This is a genomic window from Rhizobium altiplani, from assembly GCF_001542405.1.
Lineage (GTDB): Bacteria > Pseudomonadota > Alphaproteobacteria > Rhizobiales > Rhizobiaceae > Rhizobium > Rhizobium altiplani.
In genome coordinates this window covers 107,886-125,395 of the sequence record NZ_LNCD01000082.1, presented here as the reverse complement: position 1 = coordinate 125,395, position 17,510 = coordinate 107,886, and the positions used below count along the sequence as shown (strand labels likewise).

At 60.4% G+C, this 17,510-nt stretch carries 17 protein-coding genes and 1 riboswitch; of the genes, 10 read left to right on the top strand and 7 right to left on the bottom strand.

The window, feature by feature from the left end; genetic code table 11:
* Window positions 1-35 precede the first annotated feature (35 nt).
* The 6 genes from AS026_RS18185 to fghA all read left to right on the top strand — a co-directional run bounded on the left by AS026_RS18185 (window position 36) and on the right by fghA (window position 6,757).
* Complete coding sequence (locus AS026_RS18185) at window positions 36-2,045, top strand: acetyl-CoA carboxylase biotin carboxylase subunit (RefSeq protein ID WP_062370861.1); 2,010 nt, start codon at window positions 36-38, stop codon at window positions 2,043-2,045.
* A 98-nt stretch (window positions 2,046-2,143) separates the two neighbouring features.
* Window positions 2,144-3,412, top strand: coding sequence for a zinc metalloprotease (locus AS026_RS18180; protein ID WP_062370858.1), 1,269 nt, complete (start codon window positions 2,144-2,146; stop codon window positions 3,410-3,412).
* Window positions 3,413-3,544: 132 nt separating this feature from the next.
* The gene (locus tag AS026_RS18175; protein ID WP_018854932.1) at window positions 3,545-4,672 is read left to right on the top strand and encodes an S-(hydroxymethyl)glutathione dehydrogenase/class III alcohol dehydrogenase; all 1,128 of its coding nucleotides are present in this window, start codon (window positions 3,545-3,547) and stop codon (window positions 4,670-4,672) included.
* Window positions 4,673-4,776: 104 nt separating this feature from the next.
* Window positions 4,777-5,355 carry an S-(hydroxymethyl)glutathione synthase gene (gfa, locus tag AS026_RS18170; protein WP_018854931.1) on the top strand — a complete coding sequence of 193 codons (579 nt, stop codon included), beginning with the start codon at window positions 4,777-4,779 and terminating at the stop codon, window positions 5,353-5,355.
* A gap of 104 nt (window positions 5,356-5,459) precedes the next feature.
* A complete protein-coding gene (locus AS026_RS18165) occupies window positions 5,460-5,927 on the top strand; it encodes a YaiI/YqxD family protein (protein WP_025661158.1) in 468 nt (155 codons plus the stop codon).
* Window positions 5,924-6,757, top strand: coding sequence for an S-formylglutathione hydrolase (gene fghA / locus AS026_RS18160; RefSeq protein WP_025661159.1), 834 nt, complete (start codon window positions 5,924-5,926; stop codon window positions 6,755-6,757). Before AS026_RS18165 ends, fghA begins: the two co-directional genes overlap by 4 nt.
* Window positions 6,758-6,830: 73 nt before the next feature.
* Here fghA and AS026_RS18155 read toward each other — a convergent pair whose 3' ends face one another.
* The 7 genes from AS026_RS18155 to crcB form a co-directional block, all read right to left on the bottom strand.
* Window positions 6,831-7,217, bottom strand: coding sequence for a DoxX family protein (locus tag AS026_RS18155; RefSeq protein ID WP_018854928.1), 387 nt, complete (start codon window positions 7,215-7,217; stop codon window positions 6,831-6,833).
* A 126-nt stretch (window positions 7,218-7,343) separates the two neighbouring features.
* Window positions 7,344-8,876 carry an acyl-CoA carboxylase subunit beta gene (locus AS026_RS18150; RefSeq protein ID WP_062370856.1) on the bottom strand — a complete coding sequence of 511 codons (1,533 nt, stop codon included), beginning with the start codon at window positions 8,874-8,876 and terminating at the stop codon, window positions 7,344-7,346.
* A 32-nt stretch (window positions 8,877-8,908) separates the two neighbouring features.
* Window positions 8,909-9,364 carry a hypothetical protein gene (locus AS026_RS18145; protein WP_062370854.1) on the bottom strand — a complete coding sequence of 152 codons (456 nt, stop codon included), beginning with the start codon at window positions 9,362-9,364 and terminating at the stop codon, window positions 8,909-8,911.
* Between the two features lie 70 nt (window positions 9,365-9,434).
* Window positions 9,435-10,220: an ATP12 family chaperone protein gene (locus tag AS026_RS18140; protein ID WP_025661162.1), complete on the bottom strand. Its 786-nt coding sequence runs from the start codon at window positions 10,218-10,220 to the stop codon at window positions 9,435-9,437.
* An 8-nt stretch (window positions 10,221-10,228) separates the two neighbouring features.
* The gene (locus tag AS026_RS18135; protein WP_018854924.1) at window positions 10,229-10,882 is read right to left on the bottom strand and encodes an HAD-IA family hydrolase; all 654 of its coding nucleotides are present in this window, start codon (window positions 10,880-10,882) and stop codon (window positions 10,229-10,231) included.
* Window positions 10,879-11,874, bottom strand: coding sequence for an RluA family pseudouridine synthase (locus AS026_RS18130; protein WP_018854923.1), 996 nt, complete (start codon window positions 11,872-11,874; stop codon window positions 10,879-10,881). The genes AS026_RS18135 and AS026_RS18130 overlap by 4 nt, the downstream gene beginning before the upstream one ends.
* 89 nt (window positions 11,875-11,963) lie before the next feature.
* Entirely contained in the window at window positions 11,964-12,341 is a 378-nt protein-coding gene (gene crcB / locus AS026_RS18125) for a fluoride efflux transporter CrcB (RefSeq protein ID WP_025661163.1), read from the bottom strand.
* Between the two features lie 118 nt (window positions 12,342-12,459).
* Here crcB and AS026_RS18120 point away from each other — a divergent pair, with 118 nt between their 5' ends.
* The 4 genes from AS026_RS18120 (at window position 12,460) to gcvP (ending at window position 17,475) form a co-directional block, all read left to right on the top strand.
* Window positions 12,460-12,729 (top strand): hypothetical protein, encoded by a 270-nt coding sequence (locus AS026_RS18120; RefSeq protein WP_018854921.1) that lies wholly within the window; start codon window positions 12,460-12,462, stop codon window positions 12,727-12,729.
* A gap of 113 nt (window positions 12,730-12,842) precedes the next feature.
* A riboswitch (glycine riboswitch) is annotated at window positions 12,843-12,934 on the top strand.
* Window positions 12,935-13,088: 154 nt separating this feature from the next.
* Window positions 13,089-14,225, top strand: coding sequence for a glycine cleavage system aminomethyltransferase GcvT (gene gcvT, locus AS026_RS18115; RefSeq protein WP_062371013.1), 1,137 nt, complete (start codon window positions 13,089-13,091; stop codon window positions 14,223-14,225).
* A 23-nt stretch (window positions 14,226-14,248) separates the two neighbouring features.
* The gene (gene gcvH / locus AS026_RS18110) at window positions 14,249-14,611 is read left to right on the top strand and encodes a glycine cleavage system protein GcvH (RefSeq protein WP_018854919.1); all 363 of its coding nucleotides are present in this window, start codon (window positions 14,249-14,251) and stop codon (window positions 14,609-14,611) included.
* Entirely contained in the window at window positions 14,611-17,475 is a 2,865-nt protein-coding gene (gene gcvP, locus AS026_RS18105) for an aminomethyl-transferring glycine dehydrogenase (protein WP_062370852.1), read from the top strand. Before gcvH ends, gcvP begins: the two co-directional genes overlap by 1 nt.
* The last annotated feature ends 35 nt before the right edge of the window (window positions 17,476-17,510 follow it).

Sequence of the window (17,510 nt, the reverse complement as noted above, 5' to 3'; positions counted from 1 at the left end):
AAAACTTCGGAACGCATGTTTTGGGTGGAGTCTCCATGTTCAAGAAAATCCTGATCGCGAACCGCGGCGAGATCGCTTGCCGCGTCATCAAGACTGCGCGCCGCATGGGAATTGCGACGGTAGCCGTCTACTCGGATGCGGATCGGGATGCACTCCACGTGGAGATGGCTGATGAGGCCGTTCTTATCGGTCCCGCTGCGGCGGCCGAAAGCTACCTCGTGGCGAACAAGATCATCGCTGCCTGCAAACAGACGGGCGCCGAAGCGGTTCATCCCGGCTACGGCTTCCTCTCCGAGCGAGCGTCGTTTTGTGAAGCTCTGGAGAAGGAAGGCATTGTCTTCATCGGCCCGAAGCCGAAAGCCATCATGGCGATGGGCGACAAGATCGAGTCGAAGAAGTTCGCCAATGCCGCCAAGGTCTCCACCGTGCCCGGCTATCTCGGCGTCATCGAGGATGCATCTCACGCGGAAAAGATCGCAGCCGAGATCGGTTACCCAGTCATGATCAAGGCCTCTGCCGGCGGCGGCGGCAAGGGCATGCGCATTGCCTGGAGCGAAGCGGAAGTCCGCGACGGCTTCGACCGGGCTCGTTCCGAGGCGAAGAGTTCCTTTGGCGACGATCGCGTCTTCATCGAAAAATATGTTGTCGAGCCCCGCCACATTGAAATCCAGGTGCTCGCGGACGGACACGGCAACGTCGTCTATCTCGGCGAACGAGAATGCTCGATCCAGCGCCGCAACCAGAAAGTCGTCGAAGAGGCTCCCTCGCCTTTCCTTGATGCCGAAACTCGCGCGGCAATGGGCGAGCAGTCGGTCGCGCTCGCCCGCGCCGTGGACTACCAAAGCGCCGGCACTGTGGAATTCATCGTAGATCGTGATCGCAGTTTCTATTTTCTCGAAATGAACACGCGCCTGCAGGTCGAACATCCAGTTACCGAACTGGTGACGGGTATCGACCTGGTCGAACAGATGATCCGCGTTGCAGCCGGTGAAAAGCTCCCCTTTACGCAGAGCGACATAAAGCTGAACGGCTGGGCGATCGAGAGCCGGTTATATGCCGAGGATCCCTACCGAACCTTTCTTCCATCGATCGGCCGCCTAACGCGATATCGGCCACCCGCCGAAGGCAAGTCCGGCAACACCATCGTGCGCAACGACACGGGCGTTTTCGAAGGTGCCGAGATTTCGATGTACTACGATCCGATGATCGCGAAGCTCTGCACCTGGGCCCCGACACGTCTTGAAGCGATCGAGGCGATGGGCGAGGCACTCGACGGTTTCGTCGTCGACGGAATTGAACACAACGTCCCCTTCCTGGCCGCGCTGATGAAGCACCCCCGCTGGCGCGAAGGGCGTCTGTCGACCGGTTTCATCGCGGAGGAATACCCTGATGGGTTTGCGCCGATGGTACCGGACGCACATCAGCAAGCCACCCTCGCGGCCGTCGCTCTTTCTGCGTCTCTCGTTGAAGCCAACCGTCGGGAGCGCTTCGCCGATCGCTTGCGCGGCCCCTCCGGCGCGACCCGTGAGGACTGGACCGTCAGGCTGGGTGACAGTTACGTCGATGCACGTCTGGTCGATGGGCTCGTGACGATCCCGTTCGACATGGACATCGAGATTGGCGGCAAGATTTCCAATGTCGTCACCGACTGGAGACCTGGCGATTCCGTTTGGCGCGGCAAGGTCGCGGGCCAAAGCGTGATTGCGCAGATCCGCCCGGTTCTCAATGGCCTCCGGCTGGACTGGCAGGGAATATCGCTGAAAGCCAAGGTATTGACGCCGCGACATGCCGCACTCGATAAGCTGATGCCAGTGAAGCTTCCGCCGGATACGTCGAAGCTGCTGCTCTGCCCGATGCCTGGTCTCGTCGTTTCGATTGCCGTGGTCGAGGGCCAGGAAGTCAAAGCGGGCGAAACGCTTGCCGTGGTCGAAGCCATGAAAATGGAAAACGTGCTGCGCGCCGAGCGCGATTTGGTCGTCAGCAAGATCAACGCCAAGCCCGGAGAGAGCCTTGCCGTTGATGCCGTCATTCTCGAGTTTGCCTGACGGACGCTAACGCCTCTTGCTGCCTCGCTGGTTAGGTTTTGTTAACGGCTGGCCGCCTATCGTGGCCCCACCGGCGGGATGCCCGGTGGAGGTAGCAAATGACGGCGCTGCAATCGGCGACCCTCTTGCTGGTCATAAATCTCGGTTTTCTCTGGCTTCTGATGCGAATCCCGCTGGGACGCAGAACCATTTGCCTCAGCCGGACCTACGGATGCTCCCCCGATAGACTCTGGAACGCGATGAACCCCGCCGGTCCGGATGCATCCTGGCACCACTCGGTCATCAGCAGTCACGCCCTTGCCGATCGGCGCGGCGTGGTGGAACAGACCTACCGGCATCTCGACAAGAACGGCGCGCCGTCCCGACGGCTACTTGCATTGGAACCGTTGCCATGGATGGCGAGCAATGCCCACGGCTTCCAGGCTCACATCATCGATGACAGCACGCTGGATCCCACATTCTGGGACCACTACCGGGAGCGCCGTATGATTCGACCGACACCCGATGGTGCGCTGCTGGAAATCGAACAGACCGACCGCTACCGTGGCTTGGCGTTCCTCTTGTTCCGCTATTTCGTCCTGCGCCGGGAAATGAAGGCGCTCGATGGATGGTTGAAAACAGGCGAGTCGCTGCCACAGGGCTACTTTGAGCGACCTCTGGTCCAAGGCGGTCTTGCGGTGTTGTCGACACTGCTGCTCTGGCCCTTCCTTGGGTTCGATGCAGGTGGCCTGATGCTCTCGACATTCCTGACTCTTGTCATTGTCTTCCATGAACTCGGGCATATGGCGGCCTACCGGATGTTCGGTCACGCATCCGTCAGGATGATCTTCGTACCATTGCTGGGTGGCATCGCGGTCGGCGGGAGGCCCTACCTGTCGCTATTCGAGGTGGCGACCTGCGCCCTTATGGGTGCAGGAATGTCGGCTTTCCTTGTCCCGATCCTCGCGGTCGCCACGCAGCTCGCCGATGCCGGTCTGCTGCCCTTGGCGTCACGTGGACCTCTGCTCATCTTCCTGTTGATCCTCGGCGCTTTCAACCTGCTGAACCTGCTGCCGATGCACCGTTTCGACGGCGGCCAGGTGCTCCGGCAAATTTTCCGCACGCGAAGGTCGCAGATTGCGGCCAGTTTTGCTGTCACCCTGTGCATTCTCGGCATCGGATTCGAGATCGGTTTGCCGGCGAACGTGCTAACCGCGGGCCTGCTCGTTTTCACGCTTGTTAGCCTCGTCAGCGGCGCTTCCGTGAAGCCGCGCCAGATGCTCGAAGAGATGAAGGACGGCGAGCGCATGCTGGTTGCCTTCGGCCTCTACGCGGCCATCGCGGTGCATGGCTATGCCATTATTTTCGCAACTGAAAAACTCTTTTGACGCAGGCCGTATAGGGATTGGCGCAATCAGCCTATTCGAGGCGGAAACTCGCGCCCACGGACAGTTTTCCCTTGAGCGGGCCGCGTCGTGCGTGCAAAGCTCCGCCCAATCAAATCAGTAGGAGCATCTGACATGGACGTTCGCGCCGCCGTTGCCGTACAGGCTGGAAAACCGCTTGAAGTGATGACCGTTCAGTTGGAGGGCCCGCGAGCCGGCGAAGTGCTGGTCGAGGTGAAAGCGACCGGCATCTGCCACACGGATGATTTCACCCTCTCGGGCGCCGATCCGGAAGGTCTGTTTCCGGCGATCCTCGGCCATGAGGGCGCCGGCATCGTCGTCGATGTCGGTCCAGGTGTGACCTCGGTGAAGAAGGGTGACCATGTCATTCCGCTCTACACGCCGGAATGCCGCGAATGCCCGTCCTGCCTGTCGCGCAAGACCAATCTGTGCACCGCCATCCGCTCGACACAGGGCCAGGGGCTGATGCCGGATGGCACTTCGCGCTTCTCGATCGGCAAGGACAAGATCCACCACTATATGGGCTGCTCAACCTTCGCCAACTACACGGTGCTGCCGGAGATCGCCGTCGCCAAGGTCAATCCCGACGCACCCTTCGACAAGATCTGCTATATCGGCTGCGGCGTAACCACGGGCATCGGCGCCGTCATCAACACCGCCAAGGTGGAGATGGGCGCGACCGCGATCGTCTTCGGTCTCGGCGGCATCGGCCTTAACGTCATCCAGGGCCTGCGCCTCGCCGGCGCCGACATGATCATCGGCGTTGATCTCAACAACGACAAGAAGGCCTGGGGCGAGCGCTTCGGCATGACGCATTTCGTCAACCCGAAGGAGGTCGGCGACGACATCGTGCCTTACCTCGTCAACATGACGAAGCGCGGCGCCGACCAGATCGGTGGCGCCGACTATACCTTCGACTGCACCGGCAACACCAAGGTCATGCGTCAGGCGCTGGAATCATCGCATCGCGGCTGGGGCAAGTCCGTGGTCATCGGTGTTGCGGGTGCCGGCCAGGAGATCTCTACCCGGCCGTTCCAGCTGGTCACCGGTCGCTCCTGGATGGGCACGGCCTTTGGCGGCGCACGGGGCCGCACCGATGTGCCGAAGATCGTCGATTGGTACATGCAGGGCAAGATCGAGATCGATCCGATGATCACCCACACCATGCCGCTCGAAGACATCAACAAGGGCTTCGAACTCATGCATTCCGGCGAAAGCATCCGAAGCGTGGTACTGTATTGAGGCGAGGACGACGGAATGCGGCGCGACTTTAAAATGGCCTGCGGCTTTTTCGCAAATTGATCCTGATTTGGGAGCCGTGGGCAGCTAAGGAGGAGGAGCTGAACATGCCAAGTCAAGTATCGCTGCACCCCGCCCTCGACGGCGGTGTGAAAAAGGGCCAGGCAAATTTCAACGGCGGCACGCTGGTCTGCGCCTGCGTCGACCGTCCTGTGAAGGTCGCTATCAAGGGTACTATCGCGCACAATCACGCCTGCGGCTGCACGAAATGCTGGAAGCCGAAGGGAGCGGCTTTTTCAGTGGTCGCCGTGACCCCGCATGAGAACGTCACGGTGCTGGAAAATGGCGACAAGCTGCAGGTCGTCGATCCGGATGCGCTGATCCAGCGCCATGCCTGCAAGGCCTGCGGCGTTCATATGTACGGACCGGTGGAGCGCGAACATGCCTTCAAAGGGCTCGATTTCATTCATCCGGAACGCTTTCAGGAGAGTGGCTGGCCGGAGCCGACATTCGCGGCCTTCGTGTCGTCGATCATCGAATCCGGCACGCCGCCTTCGGCGATGGCAGGTGTCCGCGGTCGCCTGAACGAGCTAGGCCTCACGCCCTATGATTGCCTGAACCCAACGCTGATGGATGTCATCGCAACCTGGGTGGCGAAAAAGGCAGGCACACTGAAGGAAGCCTGACGTCTTGAACGAATGGCAGCCGTCGGATTATGAGACCCCGAACGAACCGCCGCTACGCGCCCGTCGGGGCCTCCTAGCGTTTCCATCAAAGCAGATTGAAATTCATGATTTATGTCGATGCAGACGCCTGCCCGGTGAAGCCGGAAATCCTCAAGGTCGCCGAGCGCCACGACATGGAAGTGACCTTCGTGGCGAATTCCGGTCTGCGTCCTTCCCGCGATCCGATGGTGCACAATGTCATCGTCTCGGCCTCGTTCGATGCCGCCGACAACTGGATTGCCGAGCATGCCAGTGTCGGTGACGTGGTCGTCACTGCCGATGTCCCGCTCGCGGTCCGTTGCGTGGCAACTGGCGCGCTCGTCAGCGGTCCGACGGGTCGGGTCTTCGACCATACCAATATCGGCATGGCGAGCGCTATGCGCGATCTCGGCGCTCACCTGAGAGAGACCGGCGAAAGCAAGGGTTACAATGCGGCCTTCGGCCCGAAGGATCGCTCCCGCTTCCTCGAAACTTTCGATCGCCTGTGCCGCCGGGCCAAGGCTCTTACCCCAAAAACGGACGATAAAGAATGAACATAATTTCACAGACGACTGCCTTTGGTGGCATGCAGGGTGTTTTCACGCACGAATCCGACGCCTGCAAGTGCGACATGACTTTTGCAGTTTTCGTCCCACCAAAGGCCATCAAGGAGCCCTGCCCGGTTGTCTGGTATCTCTCAGGCCTAACCTGCACGCATGCAAACGTTATGGAAAAGGGCGAATATCGGCGCATGGCTGCAGAGCTCGGCCTGATCGTCATTTGCCCGGACACGAGCCCGCGCGGCAATGACGTCCCGGATGAGCTTACCAATTGGCAGATGGGCCAAGGCGCCGGTTTCTATCTCGATGCGACGGAAAGGCCTTGGTCGGAAAACTATCAGACGTACACCTACATCACCGAAGAACTTCCGGCCTATGTTAGCCAACACTTCCGCATGGACATGAGCCGCCAGGGCATCTTCGGTCACTCGATGGGCGGTCACGGTGCCATGACCATCGCGCTCCGGAACCCAGATCGGTTCAAGAGCTGCTCGGCTTTTGCGCCCATCGTGGAGCCTTCGACCGCGGATTGGTCGGCCCCAGCGTTTGAGAAATATCTGGGCTCCGACCGTGCCACCTGGCGGAAATATGATGCCTGCGCCTTGGTAAGCGACGGCGCACGTTTTCCCGAGTTCCTGATTGACCAAGGCAAGGCCGATGGCTTCCTGGAGAGCGGGCTGCGTCCATGGCTGTTCGAAGAGGCTGTGAAGGATACTGACATCAAGCTTACCCTGCGCCTGCACGAGCGCTACGATCACTCCTACTACTTCATTTCGACCTTCATGGACGATCATCTGAAGTGGCACGCGGAGCGTCTTGCCTGAGGCGGCAAAAAAACGGGTAGCGAGCCGCAGCCGCAGCCGCGGCCGGTAAAGCCGGCCACGGCATTTTATTGCATCAGGCGGAGGCCTTGCGCCCCTCGACCGACAGAGCACCGGGGCCAGCGAAGAAGATGAACAGGAAGATGAAGCTGAACAGAATTGCCGCCTCGCCACCGTTCAGAGCCGGCCAGAACGCTTTCGATCCGTGCGCCATGAAGTAGGCAACAGCCATCTGGCCCGAAAGGATGAAGGCGACCGGCCGCGTAAACAGCCCGATCAGCACCAGCAGGCCACCGACCACTTCGAGCAAAGCGGCGACCAGCAGCAAGGGCGGCAGCGGGCCGTCCATCTGCGCGGCCGGGAACGCGAAAAGCTTCATCGTTCCATGCTCGATAAACAGCAGCGCAGTGATGATGCGCAGAGCGGCAAGCGCGTAGGACTGGTAGGCGCTCAGTCGTTCCATGTAGACTCTCCTTTTGAATAAAGACAGCGGAGGGTTAGCTGCTTCGCCAAGAGGAAAGAAGACACGGATCGTTGACGGGCGATCACTTCCTGTTGATTTTCCTTGGCTTTCCCCACTTTATTCTCCTTAAAGCGGAATATTGTCGTGCTTCTTCCAAGGATTGCTCAGGTCTTTATTGCGAAGCATCTTTAGGCCCCGCGCCAGCCGTCGGCGTGTGGAATGCGGCATGATGACCTCGTCCACGTAACCGCGCTCGGCAGCGACGAACGGAGAAAGGAACCGATCTTCGTACATCTTCGTATGCGCGCTGATCTTTTCGGGATCGGCGATATCCTTGCGGAAGATGATTTCGACGGCCCCCTTCGCGCCCATCACGGCGATCTGAGCCGTCGGCCAAGCGTAGTTCAAGTCCCCCCTCAAATGCTTGGATGCCATGACGTCATAGGCCCCGCCGAACGCCTTGCGCGTGATGACGGTGAGCTTCGGCACCGTCGCCTCCGCATAGGCGAACAGCAGTTTCGCACCATGCTTGATCAGCCCGCCATATTCCTGGGCGGTTCCAGGCAGGAAGCCGGGCACGTCTACAAAGGTTACGATCGGAATGTTGAAGCAGTCGCAGAAGCGGACGAACCGGGCTGCCTTTCGCGACGCATCGCTGTCGAGCACGCCGGCGAGCACCATCGGCTGGTTTGCCACGAAACCGACGGTCGAGCCTTCGATCCGACCGAAGCCGCAGACGATATTCTTGGCGAAGCTCGCCTGGATCTCGAAGAAATCACCCTCATCCACCGTCTTTAGGATCAATTCCTTGATGTCGTAGGGCTTGCTCGCGTTCGCTGGCACCAGTGTGTCGAGCGATGCATCGGCATCTGTCACCGACTGGTAACATTCGATTTCAGGCACCGGTGATGTGTTCGACTGCGGTAGCACGTCGATGAGTCGCCGAACCTGCAGCAACGCCTCGACGTCATTGTCGTAGGCGCCGTCGGCAATCGAGGATTTGGTCGTATGCACCGAGGCGCCACCGAGCTCTTCCGCGGTGACGGTCTCATTCGTCACCGTCTTCACCACGTCGGGGCCGGTCACGAACATGTAGGAGGTATCACGGACCATGAAGATGAAATCGGTCATGGCGGGCGAGTAGACGTCACCGCCGGCACATGGACCCATGATGACCGAGATTTGCGGAATGACGCCGGAGGCGAGCACATTGCGCTGAAAGACCTCCGCATACCCGCCCAGCGCCGCCACGCCTTCCTGGATACGCGCGCCGCCGGCATCATAGATGCCGATGATCGGCGCTCTGTTCTTGAGCGCCATATCCTGAACCTTCATGATCTTCTCGGCATGCGCTTCCGAGAGAGAACCGCCGAACACCGTGAAGTCCTTTGCGAAGACGAATACCGTTCGCCCGTTCACCGTTCCCCAACCGGTGACCACGCCGTCACCGGCGATCCGCGTCTTGTCCATGCCAAAATCGTTGGATCGATGCTCGACAAACATGTCGAACTCCTCAAAGGAGTCTTCGTCCAGGAAAAGATCGATCCGCTCACGTGCCGTCAGCTTGCCGCGCTGATGCTGCGCGTCGATACGCACCTTGCCTCCACCGAGCCGTGCAATGCCGCGCCGGCGTTCGAGTTCCTCAAGAATTTCCTTCATGGATACTCCTCGCCGCGGATCACGCGGCTGGTTCAAGCGCGTCCGGCGCTCAGTGAGAAAGCGGAACGAATGCGAGCGGCGATATCCTCGGCGAGGATCTCGTCGGCTGCCGTTGGACTACTGGAGAAGCTTGTCACTTCAAACGCACTGACGGCGATGACCGAACCATCGTCGACGGAGGCGGCATCGACGCTGACCTTTGCGACATTCCGGCTCTTGTCGAAGCCCTGGCCCTTTTCGACAAAAAGGATCCGGATTGTCAGCACAACGCGCGGATAGACGTCTGTTCGCACCGTAGCGTTTATCGCGGCATTTACCCGATCGCCGACACCGGCAAGGATTGCTGGCGGGATCTTCTGCGCGCTGACAACGACAGCGCTTCGCACGTCATAGACCGGGGTGGGTTGCTCCTTTGCGAAAATCGAGCACGAGGCAAGCGCGATGCAAACCAGCGCCACCGGTAAAAAGCACGACTTGACCCAGCTCATTAAGAAAATCCGCATCCGCCCCCAATAGACTCGCAGATTTTCGCGATAACCCGGCTCAACGCAATATGTTTCAGCCCTTCAAGGCCAAAAAAACGTCCGCAGCGGCTTTGAAGTCCTCAAAGCGCTTCGCGCGCCGCTCTTCGGCTTCTTCGTCACTGCCCCAATGCTCGATCGTCCAATCCTCATCGAGATGCGCGAGCGACCAAACCTTGTCCGCCGGCAGAGTGCCATCGGCGAAGGCAAGCGCCAGCAGCGCGGAGCCGGTCAGTGTCGTGATGGTGTGCAAGGCCGCCAGGGTCGTCGCATCGTCGTGCCGCCTCAATGCTGCGGAATACGCAGAAATTGCTTCCGGCGGCTGGTCATGGTGCATGACGCCTTCGATCAGGATGAAGCGCGCGCCGAGCGAGTTGCCGGCCCAATCGAGCACCGGGTCCCAAAGATCTCTCTGGCGCTCGACGAGGGCTTGCGGGGCTTCGGCACGATAGCAAAGCAGATCGCTCGAGGAGAAGCGCACGATATCGTCGAAGACGGCTTGCGTGTCGGCTGCAACTCCGTCGATGGCGGTGTTGACGAGCCGAGTCACAGGCATGGTCGAGGGGTCGATCACCTCAACCTGCGCCTCCCATTCGTGTACCAAAAGCTCCGCAAGTGGCTTCGTCGCGACAACAAGCAGTTTGCGCGCTGGCGTACGAATGGCCTTGCCGTCCAGCTCGATGGAATGGCCTTCGTCGACTTCCGCGATCGTGACAGCCTTGTAGAAGCGCTTCGGCAACGGCTTCTTCATCTGGATCTGGGCACGGCGAATAGGGTCCGGATGGCTCAATCCTTCCGCCAGGTCGTTCAACAGATCACGCATGCTTCACCTCAGGAAAAATGCTTCAAAACGTCACTCGGGTGACGAACAATGCCGTCGGCCCCTGCAGACACCAGATCGTCCACGCTCGCATAGCCCCACGACACGCCAACCGCTTTCGCGCCCGCGGCCTTCGCCATCTGCATATCGTAGATGGCATCGCCGATAACAATCGCATCGGCGGGATTCATGCCGATCTCGCTGCAGCACTCCATTACCATAGCTGGATGGGGCTTCGATGGGCAGTCGTCAGCCGTGCGCGAAACGATAAAATGGGGTGCGAAACCGTGTGTTTCGAGAATGTGGACAAGACCGCGACGCGACTTGCCCGTTACCGCTCCGATCAGGATGTCATCGTTCTGCGCCAATTCATCGATCAACGGCCTGATGCCATTGAACAGCGGCACGTCCATTCCAGGTTCGTCACGAACACCGGCATAGATCGTCTTGTAGTGTGCCGTCATCGCGATCGCTTCGTCGTCCACGTGCGGCTTTCCCTGCATCCGCGCAATGGCGATATCCAGCGTCAGTCCGATGATCGACTTCGTCAACGAGACATCCGGCCTATCGTATCCGAAGTGCACGAAGGTCCGCGCCATCACCTCATGGATCAGTGCTGCGCTGTCGACCAGCGTGCCGTCACAATCGAAGAGCGCCAGTCTCATTCGTCATCGGCTCCGTCGGCAGAGTTCTCATCAAATCCCAGCAGGTTCCAGGTCTGGACCATATGCGGAGGCAGCGGCGCGGTGATGCGAAGGCGCCCTCCGGACGGATGCGGGATGTCGATGTGGCGTGCGTGCAGGTGCAGTCGCTTTTGAACGCCGCCGGGAAAATCCCAGTTCGGATCATCGTCGAAATATTTGGGATCCCCAATGATCGGGTGACCGATATGGAGCGCATGGACGCGAAGCTGATGCGTACGGCCGGTATAGGGCTCCATTTCAAGCCAGGCGAGCCTCTGCGCCGCCGTCTCGACCACGCGGTAGTAGGAAACGGCGTGGTCGGCGCCTTCCTCACCATGCTTGGCAATCCGCATGCGGTCGCCATCCGGCGTTGCTTCCTTCACAAGCCAAGTCGAGATCTTGTCCTCGCGCTTGCGCGGTACCCCCTTCACGAGCGACCAGTAGGTCTTCTTCGTGTCGCGTTCCCGAAAGGCGGCTGTCAGCTTCTGGGCGGCGCCGCGGGTGCGTGCGATGACCAGGACACCCGATGTGTCCCTGTCCAAGCGATGTACCAGGCGCGGCTTCTCGCCTTTCGGACTGGTCCAGGCTTCGAGCATCTTGTCGATATGGCGTGTCACGCCTGAGCCGCCCTGCACCGCAAGGCCCGCGGGCTTGTTAAGGACGATGACCTTGTCGTCTTCGTGCAGCACCATCCGCGACAACAGTTCGAAATCGCCGGAGTGCTTGAGATCGCGGCCAGCGATCGGTCCGGTTTTCGCCTTGGCATCGACATCAAGCGGTGGCACGCGCACCATCTGTCCGGGCTGCACACGCGTGTCGCTTTTCACTCGCCCACCGTCGACGCGAACCTGTCCGGAGCGAAGCAGCTTCTGGAGCGGGCCGAAACCGAGGCCCGGGAAGTGCACCTTGAACCAGCGGTCGAGCCGCATGCCCGCCTCATCCGGCTCCACCTTTTTGTGTTCAATACCCGCCATACGTCATCTTTCGGAAAATGGTTTCCGCGCACGGCGCGGCCTTTGCGGCTGGCTTTAGAGCATTTTTGCCGAAAACGGAAACCGTAATCTCACAAGATCGCGCGCATGAGTGCCAGTCCGCCGATCACGGCGGCCAAGGAGAGGCCGACGCTGGCAGCGATATAGATCGCGCTGGCGACAGTTGCGCCACGCTCGCAGAGCGAAATTGCATCGAGCGAGAACGAGGAGAAGGTTGTAAGACCGCCGAGGAAGCCGGTGATCAGTAGCAGGCGCAATTCCGGCGAGGCATCGAAGCGCCGGACGATCATCTCCGCGAATACGCCGATGATGAAGCAGCCAACAACGTTGACGGTCAGTGTCCCCCACGGAAATGCCGGCCCTGCAATCCTGAGAGCCAACTGGCCGACATAGTATCTAAGCACGGAACCGATCGCACCGCCGACGGCGACAAGGAAGGCCTGAATCATGGATCTACTCTGTTTTGACGCGCGGGACATTCCAATCATCTGCGGGGAAGATCAAGATGCATAAAATGCTAGCGGTTGATTTAGCCAGTTAAGAACCCCCGCGCCTTATCGTGTCACCATGACAGTCTTGGTTGGCAGCATATCCGCAAGCACCGCCGCCGCAGCGTTTGAAACGCTTCGGATTCCACAGCGTGTGTCCGCAAGCACCTCTGCCAAAGAGTCTCGCCGCGCCGCCGATCGTCAAACCAAGGCAGCCAGCGGCCAGGACGTCGAAGAGCCCGCCAATATCATTCAATCGACGGAAGTTGCGCTGGATCTCATGACAATGGGGCAAAGGCAGCCGCAGGCCGGGTTGAAACAGGCCCTGGAATTCTACAGCGAGAGCTGAGCGTCGCCGGATTTTCTCACCCGCAGCGACCTATCATTAGGAGCGCGCGACAAAAATTTGTTCGGCGGCGACATTCCCCCTTGCCAACTACAGCCCTGGCCAGATAATTGCCCTCGACCTTGTTGGGAGAAGCTGGTCGTCTACGACCGGTGCCGAAGGAGCAACCGCCCCGGAAACTCTCAGGCCAAAGGACCAGCAAGGGGCAGACGGAACTCTGGAGAGAAGCGTTCTCGAAACGCTCGCCGAAGGGATAACAATCTCAGGCACAGGGACAGAGGGGGCTCGAAGTACAAGGCGCAACTGCGTCTGAAGATTTGAGCCCGCGCATGGAATTCCAGGCGCAAACCCCGGAGGCGTCGTTGGACGATACTGCTGCCCTCAAGAAAACCCCGCTGCATCAGCTGCATTTGTCACTTGGCGCCCGTATGGTGCCGTTTGCGGGCTATGACATGCCGGTGCAATATCCGGCCGGTGTGATGAAGGAGCACATCCAGACCCGCACGTCCGCCGGTGTTTTCGACGTGTCCCATATGGGCCAGGTCGTCATCAAGGCAAAGTCCGGAAAGTATGAGGACGCCGCGCTGGCGCTGGAAAGCCTCGTTCCGGTCGATATCCTCGGCCTCGCGGAAGGTCGCCAACGCTACGGTTTCTTCACCGATGAGAACGGCGGAATTCTCGACGACCTTATGATCACCCATCTCGACGATCACTTGTTCGTCGTCGTCAATGCGGCCTGCAAGGATGACGACCTTGCCCATCTCCAGAAGCATATCGGCGATAGCTGCGACATCACGCTCCTTGATCGCGCGCTGATCACCCTCCAGGGACCGCGCTCCGTCGAGGTGCTCGCGGAACTGTGGGCAGATGTCGCCGCGATGAAATTCATGGACGTGCGCCACTGCCGGCTGCACGACGTTTCCTGTCTGGTCTCCCGCTCCGGCTACAGCGGCGAGGACGGCTTCGAAATCTCCATTCCCAAAGACAAGGCGGAGGATGTCGCCAAGCGGTTGCTTGAACATCCGGACGTCGCGCCGATCGGGCTTGGCGCTCGTGACAGCCTGCGCCTTGAGGCCGGCCTCTGCCTGTATGGCAACGACATCGACACGACCACCACGCCCGTGGAAGCCGCGCTTGAATGGGGAATGCAGAGGGCCCGCAAGTCCGGCGGCACTCGCGCCGGCGGTTTCCCCGGCGCTGATCGCATTCTGCGCGAGTTGGAAAGCGGCGCGACCCGCCGGCGTGTCGGCCTGAAGCCCGAGGGCAAGGCCCCGGTTCGCGGCCACGCCAAGCTCTTTGCGGATTCCGAAGGCAAGACGGAAATCGGCGAAGTGACCTCGGGTGGCTTCGGCCCCTCGGTCGAGGGGCCCGTTGCGATGGGTTATGTGCAGCTTCCCCACGCAGCCGTTGGAACGCAAGTTTACGCCGAAGTGCGCGGCAAATACCTGCCTGTCACGGTCAGCGCCCTTCCCTTCATCACACCGACCTACAAACGCTGAAACATTTTCCGGAGAGAACAATCATGCTGAAATTTACCGAAGAACACGAGTGGTTGAAAATCGAAGGCGCTGTCGCAACGGTCGGTATTACCAATTATGCCGTCGATCAGCTTGGCGACCTCGTTTTCGTCGAACTGCCTGAAGTTGGCGCCACCTTCTCCAAGAACGACAACGCGGCCACCGTCGAGTCCGTCAAGGCTGCTTCCGACGTCTATTGTCCGCTCGATGGTGAGATCACCGAAGTCAATCCTGCGATCGTCGCCGATCCGTCGCTGGTCAATTCCGATCCCCAGGGCGCCGGCTGGTTCTTCAAGCTGAAGCTGGCAAACGCCACCGATGCCGATGGCCTGCTCGATGAAGCGGCCTACAAGGAGCTCACCGCCTAATGACGACGCCGACCGAATTCCAGTTTACAGACTACCAGCCGTATGACTTCGCCAACCGTCGCCATATTGGCCCCTCGCCGGCTGAAATGGCTGACATGCTTGGTGTCATCGGCTACAGCAGCCTCGACGGGCTGATCGACGCCACCGTGCCGCCCTCCATCCGTCAGAAGGCGCCGCTTGTCTGGGGCGCGCCGATGACGGAACGCGAGGCGCTCGACAAGCTGCGCGAGACGGCCAACATGAACAAGGTGCTCGTCTCGCTGATTGGCCAAGGCTATTACGGCACGATCACGCCGCCGGTTATCCAGCGCACCATCCTGGAAAACCCCGCCTGGTATACGGCCTATACGCCCTACCAGCCGGAAATCAGTCAGGGCCGCCTCGAGGCGCTGCTCAATTACCAGACCATGATCTGCGACCTCACCGGTCTCGATGTCGCCAACGCCTCGCTGCTCGATGAAGCGACTGCTGCTGCCGAGGGCATGGCAATGGCGGAGCGCGTCTCCAAGTCGAAGGCGAAGGCCTTCTTCGTAGATGCCGCCTGCCATCCGCAGACGATCGAGCTGATCAAGACCCGCGCAGAACCGCTCGGCTGGAGCGTCATCGTCGGCAATCCGTTCACCGATCTGGACCCGGTCGACGTCTTCGGCGCCATCTTTCAGTATCCGGGCACGCATGGCCATGTTCATGATTTCACCGGCCTGATTTCGCGCCTGCATCAGACCGGTGCCATCGCGATCGTCGCAGCCGACATCCTGGCTCTGACGCTTCTGAAGTCACCCGGGGAAATGGGCGCCGACATCGCCATCGGCAATTCTCAGCGCTTCGGCGTTCCTGTTGGATATGGCGGCCCGCATGCGGCCTACATGTCGGTCAAGGACGCACACAAGCGCTCCATGCCCGGCCGTCTCGTCGGTGTTTCCGTCGATGCTCGCGGTAACCGCGCCTATCGCCTGTCGCTGCAGACCCGCGAACAGCATATTCGTCGCGAAAAGGCGACGTCGAACATTTGCACAGCGCAGGTGCTGCTTGCCGTCATGGCCTCGATGTACGCCGTCTTCCATGGCCCGAAGGGCATCAAGGCGATCGCACAGCAGGTTCATCAGAAGGCCGTGCTGATGGCCAAAGGCCTGGAAAAGCTCGGCTACACCATCGAGCCCGAAACTTTCTTCGACACCATTACCGTCGATGTCGGCCATATGCAGGGCCTCATCATGCGGGCAGCCGTCGCCGAAGGTGTGAACCTGCGCAAGGTCGGCGCGACGAAGATCGGCATGAGCCTTGACGAGCGTACGCGCCCGGCAACGCTGGAAGCCGTCTGGCGCGCCTTCGGCGGCAATTTTGCTGTCGGCGACTTCGAGCCGAGCTATCGCCTGCCGAAGGGCCTCGCCCGCACCAGCGAGTACCTGACGCATCCGATCTTCCACATGAACCGCGCCGAAAGCGAGATGACCCGTTACATCCGCCGGCTGTCGGACCGCGATCTGGCGCTCGATCGCGCGATGATCCCGCTCGGCTCCTGCACGATGAAGCTGAACGCTACAGCGGAAATGCTGCCGATCACCTGGCCTGAGTTCTCGGATATTCATCCGTATGTTCCAGCCGATCAGGCGCGCGGTTATCGCGAGATGATCGACGATCTGACGGAAAAGCTCTGCGCCGTAACCGGCTATGATGCCTTCTCCATGCAGCCGAACTCCGGCGCGCAGGGCGAATATGCTGGGCTGCTGACGATCCGCAACTACCATATCGCCAACGGCAACGGCCATCGCGACGTTTGCCTCATCCCGACGTCGGCGCACGGCACCAATCCTGCCTCGGCACAGATGGTCGGCATGAAGGTCGTGGTCGTCAAGGTTCGTGAGAACGGCGACATCGACATGGATGATTTCCGCGCCAAGGCGGAGCAGTATTCGGTGAACCTCTCCTGCTGCATGATCACCTACCCGTCGACACACGGCGTCTTCGAGGAAACCGTCAAGGAAATCTGCGACCTCGTGCACACGCATGGTGGCCAGGTTTATCTCGACGGTGCCAACATGAACGCCATGGTCGGCTTGTCCCGCCCTGGTGACATCGGTTCCGACGTCAGCCACCTCAACTTGCACAAGACGTTCTGTATCCCGCATGGCGGCGGCGGCCCGGGCATGGGTCCGATCGGCGTCAAGGCGCATCTGGCACCCTACCTTCCGGGTCATCTGGAAACCGACGGTCGTAAGGGCGCGGTATCGGCTGCGGCTTTCGGCTCGGCATCGATCCTGCCGATCTCCTGGAGCTACTGCCTGATGATGGGCGGCGAAGGCCTGACGCAGGCAACGAAGGTGGCGATCCTCAACGCCAACTACATCGCCGCACGGCTGAAGGGCGCCTACGACGTGCTCTACAAGTCCGAGGCCGGGCGCGTGGCGCATGAGTGCATCATTGACACGCGCCCGCTGGTCGATAGCGCCGGCGTGACGGTCGACGACGTCGCAAAGCGCCTGATCGACTGCGGCTTCCACGCCCCGACCATGAGCTGGCCGGTCGCCGGCACGCTCATGATCGAGCCAACGGAGTCGGAAACCAAAGCCGAACTCGACCGCTTTTGCGAGGCGATGCTGGCGATCCGCCAGGAGGCCCGCGACATCGAGGAAGGTCGCTCGGACAAGGTCAATAACCCGCTGAAGAACGCCCCGCACACAGTCGAGGATCTCGTCGGCGAATGGGATCGTCCTTATTCGCGCGAACAGGCCTGCTTCCCACCCGGCGCCTTCCGCGTCGACAAGTACTGGTCACCGGTCAACCGCGTCGACAACGTCTTCGGCGACCGCAACCTGATTTGTACCTGCCCGCCGGTTGAGAGCTACGCGGAAGCTGCTGAGTAACATCCGAACGGCCTTCCCTTTTCAGGGAGGGCCGT